We start from the raw sequence: 17,331 nt of genomic DNA, 5'->3' as shown, positions 1-17,331 counted from the left end.
CGCCTGCCCCGCCCGCCCCCACGGGGGCCACGGTGGACCTGACCCGGATGCTCGCCGCCGTCTGGGAATCGGTGCTCGACGTGCCGGTGGGCGACGACGACAACTTCTTCGAGCTCGGCGGCAACTCGCTCCTGGCGATCCGGCTGGCGGCGGCCATGCGCGAACGGGACCTGCCCGCGTTGCCGCTGCGCGAGCTCTATCTCCATCCGACGGTACGCGGCCTTGCGCGGGTGCTCGGCCATGAGTGACGGCACCGGGCTGCTGGACTGGCTCGCCACCGCGGAACCCGCCGGCGCGGAACCGGGCCTCGGCGAGCAGGGGTTCCCCGTCGTGGGTCCCGCCGGCGTCGGGGCGGCGGACGCGCTGGTGGCGTGGGCGGCGCTGCTATACCACCACACGGGCCGCAGGGACCAGGCCTTCCGCGTCGTCGACGGCGGGGCGGACGAGGTGGTCAGCTTCACGATCGACCCCGCGGGCACGCTCGCCGCGCTCGCGGAGCAGGTGAAGCGCGCGCTGGCCGCCGCCGAACCGTACGCGCCGGGTCCGGAACCGCTGCCCGTCCTGGCGCGCGGCGACGGGCAGGCGACGGGCCCGCTGGTGCTCGCGCTGGACGGGGGCGGCGCCCGGCTGCGGTACGCCCCCGGCGGGGACGCGGGCATGGCCGCCCGCCACGCGGCCCACCTGGCCGCCGTGCTGGCCACGCCGGCGGACCGCACGATCCGCGAGGTCGATCCGCTGTCCTCCGCCGAGCACGCCCGGCTCGGCCGCTGGAACGACACCGCCACCGGCTACCCGGCGCACCGGCGGATCGAGCGGCTGTTCGCCGAACAGGCCGAGCGGGCGCCCGCCCATCCGGCCGTGGTGCACGGGAGCACCATCCTCACGTACGCCGAGCTGGACCACCGCAGCATGTCGCTCGCGGGCTCGCTGCTCCGGGCGGGGCTGCGTCCCGGCGAGCCGGTCGCGCTGCTGCTGCCGCGTACCCCTGAGCTGGTCGTCTCGGCGCTGGCCGTGCTGAAGGCGGGCGGCTGCTACCTGCCCATCGACCCCTCGACCGGGCAGGAGCGCGTCGCGTTCACGATCGAGGACAGCGGCGCGGAGCTGCTCATCGCCTCGGGACGGCCGCCCGCGACGCCCGCCGGGTCGCGGGTCGTCGACCTCGGCGACCACGACTGGACGGGCGAACCGGAGCCGGTGGGCCCGGCGCCCGGCGACGCGGCCGCACCCGCGTACCTGATGTACACCTCCGGCACCACCGGACGCCCCAAGGGCGTCATGATCCCGCACCGGGGCGTCGTGCGCCTCGTGCGCGGCGTCGCGTACGTCCGCCTGGACGCCACCACCAGGATGGCGCAGGTGGGGGCGACCGGGTTCGACGCCTCCGTCTGGGAGATCTGGGGTGCGCTGCTCAACGGCGGCACCCTGCACGTCCTCGACCGCGAGACGTTCCTCGACGCCGGGGAGCTGCGCCGGGCGCTGGCCGACGCCGCCATCACCACGGCGTTGTTCACGTCGGCACTGTTCTCCCGGCTGGCGGACGAGGACCCTGCCGTGTTCCGGCCACTGCGTGACCTGCTCGTCGGGGGCGACGTGCTCTCCCCCGAGCACGCGGAGGCCGTGCTGCGCGCCGGTCCCGGGCTGCGGCTGGTGAACGCGTACGGGCCGACGGAGAACGCGGTCATCTCCACCGTGCACACCGTCGCCGGGCCGTTCGGCGCGCGCGTGCCCATCGGCCGCCCGGTCCCCAACACCACCGCGTACGTGCTCAACCAGGACCGCCTCCCGTTGCCCGCCGGCGTCCCCGGAGACCTGTACGTCGGCGGCGACGGCATGGCGACCGGTTACCACGGGCGTCCGGAACTCACCGAGCGGGCCTTCGTCCGCCATGCCGGGCGGCTGCTGTACCGGACGGGCGACCGGGCCCGCCGGCGGCCCGACGGCTCCATCGACTTCCTCGGCCGCGAGGACCGCCAGGTCAAGGTGCGCGGTTTCCGCGTCGAGCCGGGCGAGGTCGAAGCGGCACTGCTGGGCGTGGCGGGCGTCAGCGGCGCGGCGGTGGTGCCGCGCGGGACGCCCGAGCCGCACCTGTGCGCGTACGTCGAAGGCCGCGTCGAGGCGGAGCACGTGCGGGCGGAGATCGAGCGAAGGCTGCCCGCTCACCTGGTACCCGCTCACCTCGTGGTGCTGCCCGAACTGCCGCTGACCGGCAACGGCAAGGTCGACCTGGCCGGGCTGCCCGACCCCGAGGTCGCGACCGGCGGCCGGGCGGCTCGGGACGAGGTGGAGCGCATCCTGGCCGGGCTCTGGGAGGACGTGCTCGGCGTGCGCGGGATCGGCGCCGACGACCCGCTCGACCGGCTCGGCGGCAGCTCGCTGACCGCGACCCGGGTGTCCGCGCTCGTACGCCGCCGCTTCGGGGTGGCCTGCCCGGTGTCGGCCGTGTTGTCCGCCCGCACGGTCGCGGAGCTGGCCGACACCGTACGAGCGGCGGACCGTACGCAGGTCACCGGGCCGCGTCCGGGTACGGCCACCGAGCGCACACCGCTGTCGCCCCAGCAGCACGGCGTCCACGTCGAGCAGGTCAAGGACCCGGCCGACACCCAGTACAACCTGCCCGTCGTCGTCGACCTGCCCGGCCCGGTGGATCAGGGGCGCCTGACGGCCGCGCTCGCCACGCTCGTGGAGCGGCACGAGATCCTGCGCGCCGAGATCGCCGTGGACGGCGACGGCCGCCCGTACCAGCGGGTCCGCGAACCGCGGGGCGTCACGATCGACGCGGTGGACCTGCCGCCGGGCGAGGACCCCGACGCGTGGGCGCGGCGCTGGGTCCGCCCGTTCGACCTGGCCAGGGCGCCGCTGTGGCGGGCGGCGCTGGTGCGGCACGACGCCGGGACCCGGCTGGCGCTCGACGTGCACCACCTGCTCACCGACGGCCACGCCCTGACCCTGCTCATGGGCGAATGGGCGGCGCTGGTAAGGGGCGAGCGGCCGCCGGAGGCGGCGGAGCTGCGCTACCGGGACTACGCCCAGTGGGCGGCCGGGCCGGAACGGCGGGCGTTGTCGGACGGCCAGCGGGCCTTCTGGGAGGAGACGTTCGAACGGCCGGTCGCGCCGCTCGACCTGCCCGTCGATGTGCTCGCCGATGCGCCCGCGGACCTGACGCGGCCTTCGGTGCGCACGACGGAGGGCGGGCACCTGGCGTTCCGGTTCGGCCCGCGCCGGGCCCAGGCGGTCAGAGAGCTGGCCCGCGCCGAATCCGTGACGCCCTTCCACGTGCTGCTGGCCGCGTACACGGCCTTCCTCGGCCGGGTGAGCGGCAGCGCGGACGTGACGGTCGGCACGGCGGCGTCGGGGCGGCACCTGCCGGGCGTGGACCGGGTGCTGGGCATGTTCGTCAACACGCTCTGCCTGCGGGCGCGGCCCTCGGCCGAGCTGCCGTTCCTCCAGCATCTGCGGGCCGTGGCCGCGCACGCCGTGGCCGCCGTCGACCACCAGGACCACACCCTCGACGTCGCCCGCCATGGGCGGCCGTCCGGACACGGCAGGCATCCCCTTTTCGACACGTTCTTCGCGGTTCAGGACACCGGGCTGCAGCGGGTGGACTTCCTCGGCGGCCGCCCGCGCTGGCGGCCCGACCTCACCGGACGCACGATCTTCGACCTCGACCTGCAGATCGAGGTCGAGCCCGACGACTACGCCGCCCGCTGGGCGTACGCCACCGCGCTGTTCCTGCGTCCGACCGTGGAGTTGTTCCGCGACGAGCTGTTGGCGCTGCTCGACGCCGCGCTCGCCGACCCCGGCACGCCGCTCGGCTCGCTCGGTGAGCCGCTCCGGGCCGCCGCCCCCCATGACCTGTCCGAGCTCGCGTTCGACTTCGACTTCTGATCAGGGGTGAGGGAGCACATGCAATCCATCGAGAGCCTGGGCAGGCTCAAGGTCGCGGCCGCCCAGCGGCCCCGCGAGGGCGCGTTCTGGCGTACGGAGCTGGCCGCCCTGCCCGAACGCGCCGGCTTCCCCGCCGACCACGTCCCGGCGGGCACCGGCTCCCCCGGTGTCCGCGCGCCGGCCGCCCCGGACGACGACGCCTCGGCCGCCGCCCCAGCCCCTGACGGCCGTGGCTCGGGCGGCGTCGCCGTGGTCGCGCGCGAGCTCGATCCCTCGCTGGCGGGCCGGCTGCTCAAGCTGGCCAGAGGCCGGGACGCCGCCCTGCACGCGGTGCTCGTCGCCGCGGCCGGCGCGCTGCTCCAGCGGTACACGGGTGAGGACGAGGTCGTCCTGGCCGTGCCCGCGCTCCCGGTCGCGGGCGGGCCCCCGCCGCTGGCCGCCACACTGCCGCTGCGGCTGCCCATCGGGGACGACCGTACGCTGCGCAGCCTGCTCGGCGAGGTCGCCACCCGGTTGCGGGCGGCGGCCGAGCACCAGGACTACCCGATCGAACTGCTCGCCCGCGATTCCGGCAGCACGCCGCACGACGGCGACGACCCCTTCGCGGCGGTGCTCGTCGACACAGTGCACGACAACACGGTGCACGACTCGGCCGATCACGCGGCGAACGGCTCACCGGGCGACGCGGCGGAGGGCGGTGGGCGTCCGGGGTTTCCTGTCGTGTTCTCCTTCGCGCGGCAGGCCGGCCGGCTGACGTTGCGGTTGCGGTACCGGCCCGCCGTCCACACCCCCGGCACCGCGCGGCGCCTGCTCGTCCACTGCATGCTGCTGCTCGACCAGGCCGGCGCTCACCCGGACACGGAGCTGGGCGCGCTGGATCTGCGTTCCGTCGCCGACCGCGCGCTGAGCGCCGGGGCGAACGCCACGGACGTCGCCTTCGACGGGCCGGGGAGGCTGGACGAGCTGTTCGACCGCAGGGTGGCGGCGACCCCTGACGCCGTCGCCCTGGTGGGGGACGGTTTCCGGCTCACCTACGCCGAGCTGGGCGCGCGGGTCAACCGTCTGGCGCACACCCTGCGGGCCCGGGGTGTGGGCCGGGACGACCTGGTGGCAGTGCTGGCCGACCGGTCGCCGGAGATGTTCACGGCCATCCACGCCGTGGTGCGGGCGGGCGGCGCGTACCTGCCGATCGATCCGGGCAACCCGCGGGAACGCATCGTGTACCTGCTGCGGGACAGCGGCGCGCGTCTGGTGCTCACCCAGCCGCACCTCGCGGGTGCGATCGCGGGCACGGGGGTGGCGACGCTGGACCTCACGGACGAGGCCGCGTACGCGCCGGACTCCAGCCCGCCGCCCGTACTCGGGGACGGCGGCGATCTGGCGTACGTCATCTACACGTCCGGTTCGACCGGCGAGCCGAAGGGCGTGCAGATCGAGCACCGGGCGGCCGTCAACCGGATCGCCTGGATGGAGCGGGCGTACCCGATCGACGCCGCCGACGTGATCATGCAGAAGACGCCCACGTCGTTCGACGTGTCGGTGTGGGAGCTGTTCTGGGGTGTGCTGGCGGGCTCCGCGGTGTGCCTGCCCGCGCCCGGCGCGGAGCGCGACCCCGAGGCGCTGGTCGCGGCCGTGCGACGGTACGGCGTCACGACGATGCACTTCGTGCCGCCGATGCTGGACGCGTTCCTCGACTTCGTGTCGGGCGCGCAGGAGGGCCCCGGCCCGCTGCGCCAGGTGTTCGCCAGCGGCGAGGCGCTGGCCCCGCATCACGTGCGGCGTTTCCACGAGGTCATGCCGTCGGCGCGGCTGGTCAACCTGTACGGCCCCACCGAGGCCACGGTGGACGTCACCCACTACCAGTGCCGGGGCGACGAGACCCGGGTGCCGATCGGCTGGCCGGTCGCCAACACCCGCGTCCACGTGCTCGACGCCGGGTTGCGCCCGCAGCCGGTCGGCGTGCCGGGCGAGTTGTGCATCGCCGGGGTGCAGCTGGCCCGCGGCTACCTGGGCAGGCCGGAGCTGACCGCGGAGCGGTTCACGGCCGCGCCGCACGCGGGTGAGGAACGCGTCTACCGTACGGGGGACCGGGCGGTACGGCGGACCGACGGCTCCGTCGAGTTCCTGGGCCGGATGGATCACCAGCTCAAGGTGCGCGGGTACCGCGTCGAGCCGGGCGAGATCGAGGAGCGGCTGCGGCGGCACCCGTCGGTGCGGGACGCCGTGGTCGTGGCCCGCGAGCCTGACGGGCTGCGCGGTTACGTGGTGTCGGCGGCGCCGGTCCCCGAGGACGAGCTGAAGGAGCACCTGCGCCGGTCGCTGCCGGCGTACATGGTGCCCGCCCGGCTGGTGACGCTGGAACGCTGGCCGCTCACCCCGAACGGCAAGCTGGACCGCCGCGCGCTGCCCGAGCCGGCGGAGGGCAGCGTGTACGAGGCGCCGCGCACGCCCGTGGAGGCCGACCTGGCCCGCGTCTGGGCCGAGGTGCTCGGTGCCGAACGGGTCGGCGTGCACGACAACTTCTTCGCGCTCGGCGGCGACTCGATCCGCTTCGTCACCGTGCTGGCCAGGGCCCGCGCGCTCGGCCTGGACTTCACGTTCCGGCAGCTCTTCGAGAACCCGACGGTGGCCCGCCTCGCCGAGGTCGCCGGCGAGAGCACGGGGAGCGGCACGGGGAGCGGCACGGACCGGGAGCTGCGGCCGTTCGAGCTGCTCAGGCCGGAGGACCTGGCCAAGATCCCCGACGGGGTCGTGGACGCGTACCCGATGACGCAGCTCCAGGCAGGGCTCGTCTTCCAGAGCGAGCTGTCGCACGGCACCGTCGAGTACCACGACATCATCAGCTACACGATCCAGAGCACGTTCGACGCCGAACGGTTCGAGGAGGCGGCGCGGATCCTCGCCGCCCGCCACCCGATCTTCCGCACCGGCTACCACCTCACCGGCTACACCGAGTCCCTGCAGCTCGTGCACGCGGACGCGCCGAGCCCGCTGACGGTCGCCGACCTGCGCGGCATGACCGAGTCCGAGCAGGAGGCGTGGCACCGCGACTGGCTGGAGCGGGAGAAGGCGCACCGCTTCGTGTGGGCCGAGCCCGGCCTGGTGCGGCTCCACGTGCACGTGCTGGCCGACGACCTGTTCAGGTACACGCTGAGCCAGCACAACTCGGCGCTCGACGGCTGGAGCATCACGCTGGTGCACACCACGCTGTTCGACCTGTACCACCGGCTGCTGGAGGGCCGGCCGCTGCCCGACGCCCCGGCGGGCAACCACGTGCGCGACTACGTGGCGCTGGAGCGGCGCTCGCTCGCGGACCCCGAGCACCGCGCGCACTGGGCGGAAGTGTTGTCGGACGGCGTTTTCACCGAGCTGCCGAGGACGAGGAGCGCGGCGGCGCCGGACGTCTTCCCCGTGGTCTTCCACGAGGTGGAGCTGCCCGCCGGGTTGTCGGACCGGATCGTGGCCCTGGCCGAGCGGTTGTCCGTGCCGGTCAAAAACGTCGCGCTGGCCGCGCATGTGAAGGTGATCTCGCTGATCAGCGGCGAGCCCGACGTCATCACGGGGTACGAGCACAGCGGCCGCCCGGAGAACGAGGGCGCCACCGAGGCCATCGGGTTGTTCCTCAACACCGTGCCGTTCCGCGCCCGCATGGAGCCCGGTTCCTGGGCCGGCCTCGTACGCCAGGTCTACCGGTCGGAGGTGGAGCTGCTGCCGGCCCGGCGCTACCCGATGGCGCAGATGAAGCACGACCTGGAGACCCAGGACCCGCTGTTCGAGACGGCCTTCAACTTCACCCACTTCTACCTGCTGCGGCAGTTGGAGGAGCGTGAGGGGTTCGCGCTGCTCGACGTGCGGGCCAACTCGGAGACCGAGTTCGTGGTGCGGGCCGAGTTCTCCCGGCACTTCGCCACCGACGAGGTACGCCTGAGCCTGCACTACCACGCCCACCTCTTCGAGCCCTGGCAGGTGGCCAGGATGGGCGCGTACTACCGGGCGGCGTTCGAGGCGATGACCGCCGACCCCGACGCCCCGCACCATCTGGCCGACCTGCTGCCGGGCGAGGAGAGCGCGGCGCTGGACGCGGCCGAGGAGTCGGAGGACCTGCCCGCCGAGGTGGCGGGGCTCCTGCCCGGCCCCGCCCGCCTGCGGTTCGTGGACGCGCACGGCCTGCGGGTGCCGTTCGCCACCCCGGGCAGGGCCGTCCTCGTCACGGCAGGCGACGAGAGCGTCACGGTCGGCACGGGGCTGCACGGCCGCCGCCTGCCCGGCCGCGTCGAGCTGGTGCCCGAGCCGGAGCGCAGGCGCTTCCGCCGCTCCGCCGGCCGGAGCGTCCCCCGCTCGGGCGGCCGTCCCGAGGGCGCTCTGCAGCAGCGCATCGCCAAGGCGTGGGCCGGCGTGCTCGACGTGCCGGCGGAGTCCATCACGCTCGGCGACAACTTCTTCGAGTTGGGCGGCGGCTCACTGTCGGCGATGCGGGTGGTCATGGAGATGGGCGGCCTGGTGACGCTCACCGACCTGATGCGCAACTCGACGTTCGGGCCGCTGTGCGCGGTGGCCGAGGCCAACCTCGAGGCGCAGGCCGAGCGGGACGCCCCGCCCCGGCCCCGCCGCCTGCTCAGGCCGCTGACGGACGATCCCGGCCGGGCCGCGTGTGCGCTGGTCTGCTTCCCGTACGCCGGCGGCGACGCCGCCAACTTCGAGCCGCTGGCCACCGCGCTCGCCGAGGGCGGCGTCGCCGTCTACGGCGTCGACCTGCCGGGCCACGACGCCGGGCGGCCGGACGAGCCGTTCGTGTCCGTACGCGAGGCGGCCCGGCTGGTGGCGGACGAGATCCGCGCCACCGTCGGCCTGCCCGTGCTGCTGTGGGGCCACTGCGTCGGCTCGGCGCCCGCGGTCGAGACGGCCCGCCTCATGGAGGCGGCCGGCGACCCGCCGCGGCACGTCGTCGTCGCGGGCAAGCTGCTGCACGACGCCGGCACCACCCGCGAGTCCGTCCGGCAGGCGGAGGCGATGACCGACGACGAGGTCGTGGCCTGGCTGGCCGACGTCACGGGGCTCACCGGGCTCGACGCGCTCGACCCCGCCCAGGCGGCGTTCGTGGCGGGAGTGTTCCGGCACGACTCGCGCGCCGCCAACACGTACCTGCTCGAACAGCAGGGCGCGGCCCCGCTCGGCGTGCCGCTCACCACCGTGTACGCCGCCGACGATCCCCTCACCCCCGGGTACGCCCGGCGGCACACGGAGTGGTCCCGCTTCGCCGCCACGATCCGGCTCGCCGAGATCGGCCCGGCCGGCCACTACTTCTGCCGCACGGCGCCCGACGCCGTGGCCGCCCTGGTGCGCACGCTATGGAAGGAAGGGCTCTAGAACATGTCCGCCACCGACCCGCCACCCGGGGCGCCACCCGAGCCGCCACCCGAGCCGCCACCCGGGGCGCCGCCCGGGGCGCCGCCACCCACCCCGCGCCAGGTGTTCCTGGCCGGGGTCAGGAGCACGATGCCCTTCCTCGCCTCCGCGATCCCGATGGGCATCGCGGGCGGCGTGCTGGGGTTGTCGAGCGGGTTGTCGGAGTTCGCCACCTTAGGGCTGGCGATGGCGGTGAACTCCGGCACCGCGCAGTTCGTCGGCTTCGCCCTGATCGCTGACGGCGCGAGCTGGCCCGCGATCATCCTGACCACGCTCATCCTGGGCCTGCGGATGTTGTTGTACAGCACGATCCTCATCCCGTACGTCAAGGAGGTGCCGCAGCGCTGGCGGGTGGTGCTCGGGTTCGGGCTGATCGACGAGGTGTTCTTCGTGGCGATCGACCGCCTGCGCAACGGCAGGCTCACCCACCACAAGCACCTGTTCTTCCTGGGGGCGTCGGGGCTGCTGTACGTCACCTGGATGACGTGCACGGTGATCGGCATGTCGCTCGGGTCTGCCGTGCCCGACGTGGAGAAGCTCGGCCTGGACTTCCCGGTGACCGCCATGTTCATCGCCATGCTCGCGATCGGGCTGACGAACTGGCGGGTGGCGGCGGCCATCGGCTCGGCCGGTGTGACGGTGATGCTGGCGCACGGCCTGCCGTACAACCTCGGGGTGGTGCTGGCCGCGATCGTCGGGGCCGCGGTCGGCGCGGGGTGCGAGCTGGCGACGCGGAAGAACGCGCCGAAGGCGAGCAAGGAGAAGGAGAACGTGGCATGAGCATGCTGCTGCTGATCATCGGTATGGGGTTGTGCAGTTTCCTGCCCCGTTATCTGCCGCTGGCGGTGCTCGCCGGCCGGGAGATGCCCGCGGTGGTGGAGATGCTGCTGAAGTACACGCCGCCGGCGGTGCTGGCCGCGCTGGTCTTCCCGGCCGTTCTCACACCGTCCGGAAAGGGCATCGAGCTGACGCTGGCCAATCCGTATCTCATCGGCGGCGCGATCACTTTCGCGGCAGGCGTGATCTCGAAGAGATTTCTGCTCTCCACGTCGATCGGGATCGCCGCTTTCTATGTGAGCAGGTGGCTGATCGGTTGAAAAGTGAACCGTATTTGCGATGCATTTCTTCACGCCTATTTTTGGAACGATACAAACCCTACTGACGTGCGGCGATGCAATTGACTCTCACCAAGACCATTTGTCTCTGGTACAGTCAGGGAGGCGCTTCGGTACGACTGCTTACCGCTTGCGCATCCGTTACGAGTGCGGTTAATATCTGGCTTCATGTCCACCCCCCTGACCGTGGAAAAAGAGTCGCGCATGATGAGCGCGACCCTGCGCGTTCTGAATGGAATTGAGCGCGCCGGAAACAAGCTCCCCCATCCGTTCTGGCTCTTCGTCTTCCTGAGCGCCTTCCTCATGGCGCTCAGCTGGCTCCTGGCCACCCTGAACGTCTCGGCGGTCAACCCCGCCGACAACAAGACCGTTGTCGCCCAGAACCTGCTGTCGGCCGACGGCCTCGCGGTCATGCTCGGCGACGCCATCGACAACTTCGCCACCTTCCCAGCGCTGGGCACGGTGCTCGCCGTCATGCTCGGCGTCGCGGTGGCCGACAAGTCGGGGCTGCTGGCCGCGGTGCTGCGGCGGGGCATCTCCCGCGTGCCCGCGCGCTGGGTGACCTTCGCCCTCGCCTTCACCGGCATGATCTCCCACGCTGCCGCCGACTCGGCGTACATCGTGCTGATCCCGCTGGGCGGCCTCGCCTTCTACGCGGTGGGCCGCAACCCGATCATCGGCGTGATCGTGGCGTACGTCTCGGTGGCGGCCGGCTTCGACGCCAGCCCCGTGGTCACCCCGACCGACGTCATCCTGGGCGGCATCACCACCGAGGCCGCGCACACCATCGACCAGAGCGTCAACGTCACGCCGCTCGCCAACTACTTCTTCTCACTCGCCTCGTCGTTCGTGCTCGCCGGCATCATCACGCTGGTGACGGAGACCCTGCTCACCAAGCGGGCCAAGAGCATGCCGATCGACGACGACGCCGACGTCGGCGACCTGGGCGACCTCAAGCTGTCCGACGTGGAGCGGCGCGGCCTGCGCTGGTCCGGCATCGCGCTGCTGGTGATCGCCGCGCTGGTCGCGCTGGCCATCATCCCGTCGGGCTCGCCGCTGCGCGACGAGAACGGCGACCTCGACTTCGGCCCGCTGCTGGGCGCGATCGCGCTGCTGATCGGCGTCGCGTTCTGCGTCGTCGGCATCGTCTACGGCCGCATCGTCGGCACCATCAAGAAGAGCAGCGACGTGCCCGACTTCATGGCGCACGGCATGCGGGAGATGGCCCCGGTCATCGTGTTGTTCTTCGCCATCTCGCAGTTCCTGGCCTACTTCTCGTGGACCAACATCGGCACGATCATCGCGATCAAGGGCGCCGAAGTGCTCAAGGCGGCCGGCATCACCGGCCCCGTCGTGTTCATCGGCATCCTGCTCATCGTCACGATCATCAACCTGCTGATCACCAGCGGCTCCGCCCAGTGGGCTCTGGTCGGCCCGGTGTTCGTGCCGATGCTGATGCTGCTCGACATCCCGGCGGAGACCACCCAGGCGCTCTACCGCATCGCCGACTCCTGCACCAACGCGCTGTCGCCGATGAGCCCCTACTTCGTGCTGGTGCTCGGATTCGTCCAGCGCTACCGCAAGTCGTCCGGCATCGGCACCCTGATGGCCCTCGTGCTGCCTCTGTGCCTGGTCATGCTCGTCACCTGGACGCTGCTGTTCCTGCTGTGGTGGGCCCTCGGCATTCCCCTCGGACCGGGCGTACCCGTCCGGTAATTCCCTCTAGATTAAGGAACCATCAGTGACACCGGCTCCCGTGTGGACCCACCAGGCCCTTCCCGCCATGCTCGGCGACCTGCGCAGGCTCGTCGAGCTGGAGAGCCCGAGCGACGACAAGGCACTGCTCGACCGGGCGCTCGACGACATCGGCGACTGGGCCGCCGACCGCATCGGGAAGCCGGACCTGCTCCAGCGTCACGACGGCGGGCGCCACGGCGACGTGCTGGAGCTGACCTACCACGGCACGGCCCCCGGCTACGTCCTGCTGGTCGGCCACTACGACACCGTCTGGCCGGCCGGCACCCTCGCCGGCTGGCCATGGCGGGTCAGCGACGGCGTCATCAGCGCGCCTGGCGTCTTCGACATGAAAACCGGCCTGGTCCAGGCCGTGTGGGCAGTGCGCGGGCTGCGCGAGCTCGGCCTCCCGCACCCCTCGGTCCGCCTGCTGTTCAACGGCGACGAGGAGATCGGCAGCCCGGCCTCCCGCGAACGGATCGAGGCGGCCAGCGACGGCGCGCTGGCCACCCTGGTCTTCGAGGGCGCGATCGACGGGGCGGTGAAGACCTCCCGCAAGGGGGTGGGCATCTTCCAGGTGACCGCCACCGGCATCGAAGCGCACGCCGGGCTCGACCCCACGGCCGGCGCCAGCGCCGTGCACGCGCTGGCCGCGCTGATCCTCGACATCGCCGCGATGGGCGCGCCCGAGCGCGGCACCACCATCAACGTCGGCGTCGTCGAGGGCGGCACCGGCACCAACGTCACCGCCGGGCGCGCCACGTGCGGCATCGACGTACGCGTCTCCCATCCCGACGAGATGGCCCGCGTGGACGCGGCGCTCGCCGCGCTGCGCTCCCCCGACCCGCGCGTGTCCATCGAACTGGGCGGCGGCTGGAACCGGCCTCCCATGACGCCCAACCCCGCCTCGGAGGACCTGTTCGCGAGGGCCTGCAAGGCCGCCATCGAGCAGGGCCTCGACCTGCGTGAGGCGGGGGTGGGCGGCGCCAGCGACGCCAACTTCGTCTCCGCGCTCGGCCGGCCCGTGCTCGACGGGCTCGGCCCCGTCGGGGCCGGCTCACACTCCCGCTCCGAGCACGCCATCGTCGACCACATCCCGGAACGCACCGCCCTCACCATGGGCATCATCACCGGCTACACCGGCTGAGCAAGCGTCGGGTCCGGCTACGCGGGTGGAGCGTCCGTCGGGTCGGGCCCGTCGAGGAGGGCGAGGTCGGCCGGCCCGATCGTGGACTTCGCCAGCAGCTCCGTGATCAGGTTGTGGTTGAGCGCGTTGCCCAGCGGCGGCGGGATCTCCTCCTCCCGCAGCCCCGCCACCTTGGTGCTGAGCCGCTTGCGCGTCTGGTTGACGATGTGGGCGGCACGTTTGCCCGTCCAGCCCTGGCCGGGACGGATGCGGTGGAGTTCGTCGGCGACCTGAGCCCAGGTCAGCGGCTGCGGCCAGGGCTCGGGCCGCAGATAACGCTGGGCGAGGCAGACCAGCACCAGGCGCTCCGCCTCGCTCAGCTCCCACCCGGGCGGGTTGCAGGTGTCGGCGTCATGGCGGTTGTCCCGGTCCTGTTCGGACCTTCCCCTCACGATCCGCACCTCGAGCAGGTGGTCCTGCTCAGGGGCGACGATGAACAGCGGCGTGTGCGCCTCCGGCAACCTCGTCCGGTGGCCGGTGAGCACCAGCCGCGAGCCCGGCAGCCGGATGGGCAGCCTGCCGAGGTTGTACAACGTCCAGGCGGAGTCCTCGCGGGTGATGTATCCGTGCCGACGACTGACGTGCGGGTCGTTCGGGCCGACGCAGATGTGCACGTCCGGCTCGCACCGCCCGAACACCACGTCGAACCCGGCGTCCGGCGCGACGCGCATCCCTCCGTTGGCCCCCCGTACGAACAGCGTGCCCGGCTGCGCCGGGGGCAGTTCGTCGGCGAAGTTCCCGAGTTCCTTCGGCAAGATGTCCACCTTGGTCTGCGGTCTGCGCATCGTCCACGCCATGCCGTCGATCCTCTCTCCATGCACTCGATCACGGTAACCGCCGCTTCTCGGGAGGGGTCCCGGCCTCAGGAGGTCGTGGCCGGGTTGAGCGTGTAGTGCACGATCACGCTGGGCCCCGGGCGTACCTCGATGAGCTTGCGCACCAGCTTGCCCGCGAAGTCCACGACCCGGAGCTCGGTCGTGCTCGCGTTGTCCCGCTCCCAGCAGTACAGATGCGTCTCGTCGTACCAGCCGAGCACCGTGTCGCAGTCGGAGGAGAACGCGCGGACCTGCTTGCCGGTGGCCGACTCCCAGAGGCAGTGGTCGCCGTCGTGGCCGCTCGGGCAGTCGGTCACGAACGTCGAGCCCGAGGGGGAGAAGATCTGCGCCTCGTCGAACGGCGGCGTCCCGACGTCCGGCACGTCGCGCACGCGCCTGCCGGAGAAGTCGAAGAAGCGCAGGCCCTCGTCGTCGCCGTAGAGGCTGACCACGCTGCGCTCGCCGGGGCCCCAGACGAAGTCGTGCTCCCGGATCGCCTCGTCGGGCACGTCGATCACGCTGACGGAGCTCCTGGCGAGGTCGTTCTGGTCCACGGTGAGGACGGCGAAGCCCACGGTCGGCCATTCCTCCTCGCCCTTGCCGGTCGTGACCTTCTCGGTGATGGTGAGCAGGATCCGGGTACCGTCCCTCGACCAGGCCTGGAGGGAGCCGCTCCGCGGCTTGCGCACGGTCCTGACCCGGAAGCTGGTGCCCGCCTCCCTGTTGGTGAGCAGGACGGAGCTGTAGTCGTCGTCGGTGTAGAGCTTTGGCCTCTCCGCGAGATAGCGGCCGTCGGGGGAGACGAGCGTCTTGGCGTTGCCGGGATACTTCTCGAACGTGCCGTCCAGCGACAGCCTGGCGTAGTCGACGTAGGTGTCGGCCTTCTTGTCCTGCACCTCGTACGCCGTCAGCCTGATCGGGTCGGAGGGGCTCTCGTAGAGCGTCATCCGGCCGCCGGGTGGCTCCGTCCTCACGGGTTCGGGCGTGCCCGACGGGGCCAGCGTCGCGGGCCGGGCGGCGACGGGGCTCGGCTCGTCCATGGCCCTGCCCACGGCCACCCCGGCCGCGCCCGACACCAGGACGAGCGCGACGGCGGCGGCGACCATGCCCGTGACGGGCCGGCGCGTGCGTTCGGCAGGTCGTACGGGCTCGGGGGCGTCCTCCTCGGGCGGTTCCCAGGTCTCCTCCCTCAGCGGGTCGGCTCCGGCCTGCGGCCTGCGCAGCAGCCGCATGATCACCTGCTGGGCCGTCAGCCGCTCAGCCGGGTCCTTGGCCAGGCACCGCTCCGCCACCTCGCGCAGCGGCCCGTCGAGCGTCCCCAGGTCGGGTGGCTCGTTGAGCACCCGGTCGGTCACCGCGTGGTGCCCGTCATGGCCGAACGGCGCCCGCCCGCAGGACGCGAAGACGATCGTGGCCGCCCAGGAGAACATGTCGGCCGCAGGCCCCACCGGCCGGCCCAGGACCTGCTCCGGACTCATGTACGCCGGCGTGCCGATCTGCGTGCTGCTCGTCATCTGCACCGGGTCCAGCGTGCGCGCGATGCCGAAGTCGATCACGCGCGGCCCGTCGCCGGCCATGATGACGTTGCCCGGCTTGAAGTCACGGTGCACGACGTCGCCCTCGTGGATGGCGACCAACGCGGCGGCGGTGCCGATGGCCAGCCGGTCGAGCGCGGCGCCGGTGAGCGGCCCCTCGTCCCGGACGACCTGCTCCAGCGAGGGGCCTTCGACGTACTGGCTGACGATGTACGGCCGGTCGTGCGCGACGCCCGTGTCGAGCACGACCGCGGTGCAGAAGGGCGCCACCTCCTTGGCGACCTGCGCCTCGCGCAGGAAGCGCTGGACGCGTCGCTCGTCGTCCGCCTGGTCCGCGCGCAGCCATTTGACGGCCACGTGAGCGCCCGCGGGTGTGCTCGCGAGGTAGACGACGCCCTGTCCGCCCTCACCCAGCCTGCCGAGAAGCTCCAGGCCGCCCAGCTCCGGAGGATCGCCGGGCACGAGCGGTGTGAAGGATGGCATGGCGCCATTGTGTGTTCATGCCGTGGATCTACGACAACCCCGGCGGCGGTTGTGTTAGTGCTCCGTGACGATGGGTTCAGGAGGAGAGGTTGACCTCGTACCCGGGAGAGAGGTCGACGTCCTTCGGGACGTCCATCAGCTTGCGCACCAGTTTGCCGTCCAGGGTCACGACCCGGATCTCGTCCCCGGCGCCGTTGTCCTGCTCCCAGCAGAACAGATGCGTCTCGTCGAACCAGCCGAGCACCTTGTCGCAGTCGGAGGAGAACGAGCGCACCCGCTTGCCGGTCGCGGTGTCCCAGAGGCAGTGGTCGTCGTCACCGTCGGGGCAGTCGGTCACGAAGGTCCTGCCCGAGGGTGAGAACTGGTGGTCGGTGCCGCTGTCCAGCGCCCCCACGCCCGGCACGTCGCGCGTGGGCCGCCCGGCGGCGTCGTAGAAGCGCAGCCCCTTGATCTTCTCGTGGAAGAAGACCACGCCCTCTCCCGCGGCGTCCCAGCCGAAGTCGCCTTCGCCGAGCGTGGCGTCGTCCACGTCGACCACGCTCGCCTTGCTCCTGGCCAGGTCGGCCCGGTCCACGTGGATGATGGCGAAGCCGGTGGTGATCCAGTCTTTCTTGCCGTTGACCGGCTTGCTCACGTTGAGCAGGATCTTCGTGCTGTCCTTGGAGAACCCCTCGATGGTGCTGCTCAGAGGTTCGCGCACGGTCTTGACCCGGAAGCTGACCCCGGTCTCGCTGTTGGTGATGAGCACGGAGTCGTAGCCGTCGGAGGTGTAGTCCGTCTGCCTGATCACGTAATAGCGGCCGTCGGGAGAGACCCGCCACTTGAGGATGCCGGTGCGCTTGTCGAACGTGCCCTGCCGCAGGTTCCTGGCGTAGTCGGTGTCCTCGTGGGTCTTGTTGTCCTCGATGCTGTACGACATCAGCCTGATCGGGTCGGTGGGGCGTTCGTGCAGCGTGACCCCTTCGGCGAGCTCGGTGTCGACCGGCTCGGCCGTGCGACCCGGCGCGGAGGCCGCCGCCTTCGACGGCGCGGACGGCTGGGCCGCGGTGCCGGTCGGCGCCAGCAGACCCGAGGCGGCGATCCCGCCGACCGTCAGGAGCAGCGCCGTCGCCAGCGTCGTGCCGACGACGACGGCCCTGCGCCGCCGCTCCCGCGCGCGGACCGGTGGGGAC

10 protein-coding genes are annotated in these 17,331 nt (G+C 72.3%); 7 read left to right on the top strand and 3 right to left on the bottom strand.

Annotated elements, in window-relative coordinates; all coding sequences use genetic code 11:
• The 7 genes from GUY59_RS40735 to GUY59_RS40705 all read left to right on the top strand — a co-directional run.
• A partial coding sequence (locus tag GUY59_RS40735) for a phosphopantetheine-binding protein (RefSeq protein ID WP_236667988.1) occupies window positions 1–248 on the top strand: 248 nt, incomplete at its 5' end.
• Complete coding sequence (locus GUY59_RS40730) at window positions 241–3,885, top strand: non-ribosomal peptide synthetase (RefSeq protein WP_138206885.1); 3,645 nt, start codon at window positions 241–243, stop codon at window positions 3,883–3,885. The genes GUY59_RS40735 and GUY59_RS40730, both read left to right, overlap by 8 nt.
• A gap of 18 nt (window positions 3,886–3,903) precedes the next feature.
• On the top strand, window positions 3,904–9,252 hold the full coding sequence (locus GUY59_RS40725) for a non-ribosomal peptide synthetase (RefSeq protein WP_138206887.1): 5,349 nt from the start codon (window positions 3,904–3,906) through the stop codon (window positions 9,250–9,252).
• A gap of 3 nt (window positions 9,253–9,255) precedes the next feature.
• Window positions 9,256–10,071 (top strand): AzlC family ABC transporter permease, encoded by an 816-nt coding sequence (locus tag GUY59_RS40720; protein WP_138206889.1) that lies wholly within the window; start codon window positions 9,256–9,258, stop codon window positions 10,069–10,071.
• A complete protein-coding gene (locus GUY59_RS40715) occupies window positions 10,068–10,388 on the top strand; it encodes an AzlD domain-containing protein (RefSeq protein ID WP_138206891.1) in 321 nt (106 codons plus the stop codon). The genes GUY59_RS40720 and GUY59_RS40715 overlap by 4 nt, the downstream gene beginning before the upstream one ends.
• A gap of 186 nt (window positions 10,389–10,574) precedes the next feature.
• Complete coding sequence (locus tag GUY59_RS40710; protein ID WP_138206893.1) at window positions 10,575–12,122, top strand: AbgT family transporter; 1,548 nt, start codon at window positions 10,575–10,577, stop codon at window positions 12,120–12,122.
• Window positions 12,123–12,147: 25 nt separating this feature from the next.
• Window positions 12,148–13,287: a M20 family metallopeptidase gene (locus GUY59_RS40705; RefSeq protein WP_330849285.1), complete on the top strand. Its 1,140-nt coding sequence runs from the start codon at window positions 12,148–12,150 to the stop codon at window positions 13,285–13,287.
• A 17-nt stretch (window positions 13,288–13,304) separates the two neighbouring features.
• Here GUY59_RS40705 and GUY59_RS40700 read toward each other — a convergent pair whose 3' ends face one another.
• The 3 genes from GUY59_RS40700 to GUY59_RS40690 all read right to left on the bottom strand — a co-directional run.
• Window positions 13,305–14,147, bottom strand: a complete 843-nt coding sequence (locus tag GUY59_RS40700; protein WP_201761936.1) for an FHA domain-containing protein — start codon at window positions 14,145–14,147, stop codon at window positions 13,305–13,307.
• A 41-nt stretch (window positions 14,148–14,188) separates the two neighbouring features.
• Window positions 14,189–16,159, bottom strand: coding sequence for a serine/threonine protein kinase (locus tag GUY59_RS40695; RefSeq protein ID WP_138206895.1), 1,971 nt, complete (start codon window positions 16,157–16,159; stop codon window positions 14,189–14,191).
• Window positions 16,160–16,235: 76 nt separating this feature from the next.
• Window positions 16,236–17,331 (bottom strand): hypothetical protein (locus tag GUY59_RS40690; protein ID WP_161714966.1); only part of this gene is annotated, 1,096 nt, incomplete at its 5' end.

It is taken from the genome of Nonomuraea sp. K271 (genome assembly GCF_009908215.1).
GTDB lineage: Bacteria > Actinomycetota > Actinomycetes > Streptosporangiales > Streptosporangiaceae > Nonomuraea > Nonomuraea longispora.
This window is presented reverse-complemented; position numbering and strand designations above follow the sequence as displayed.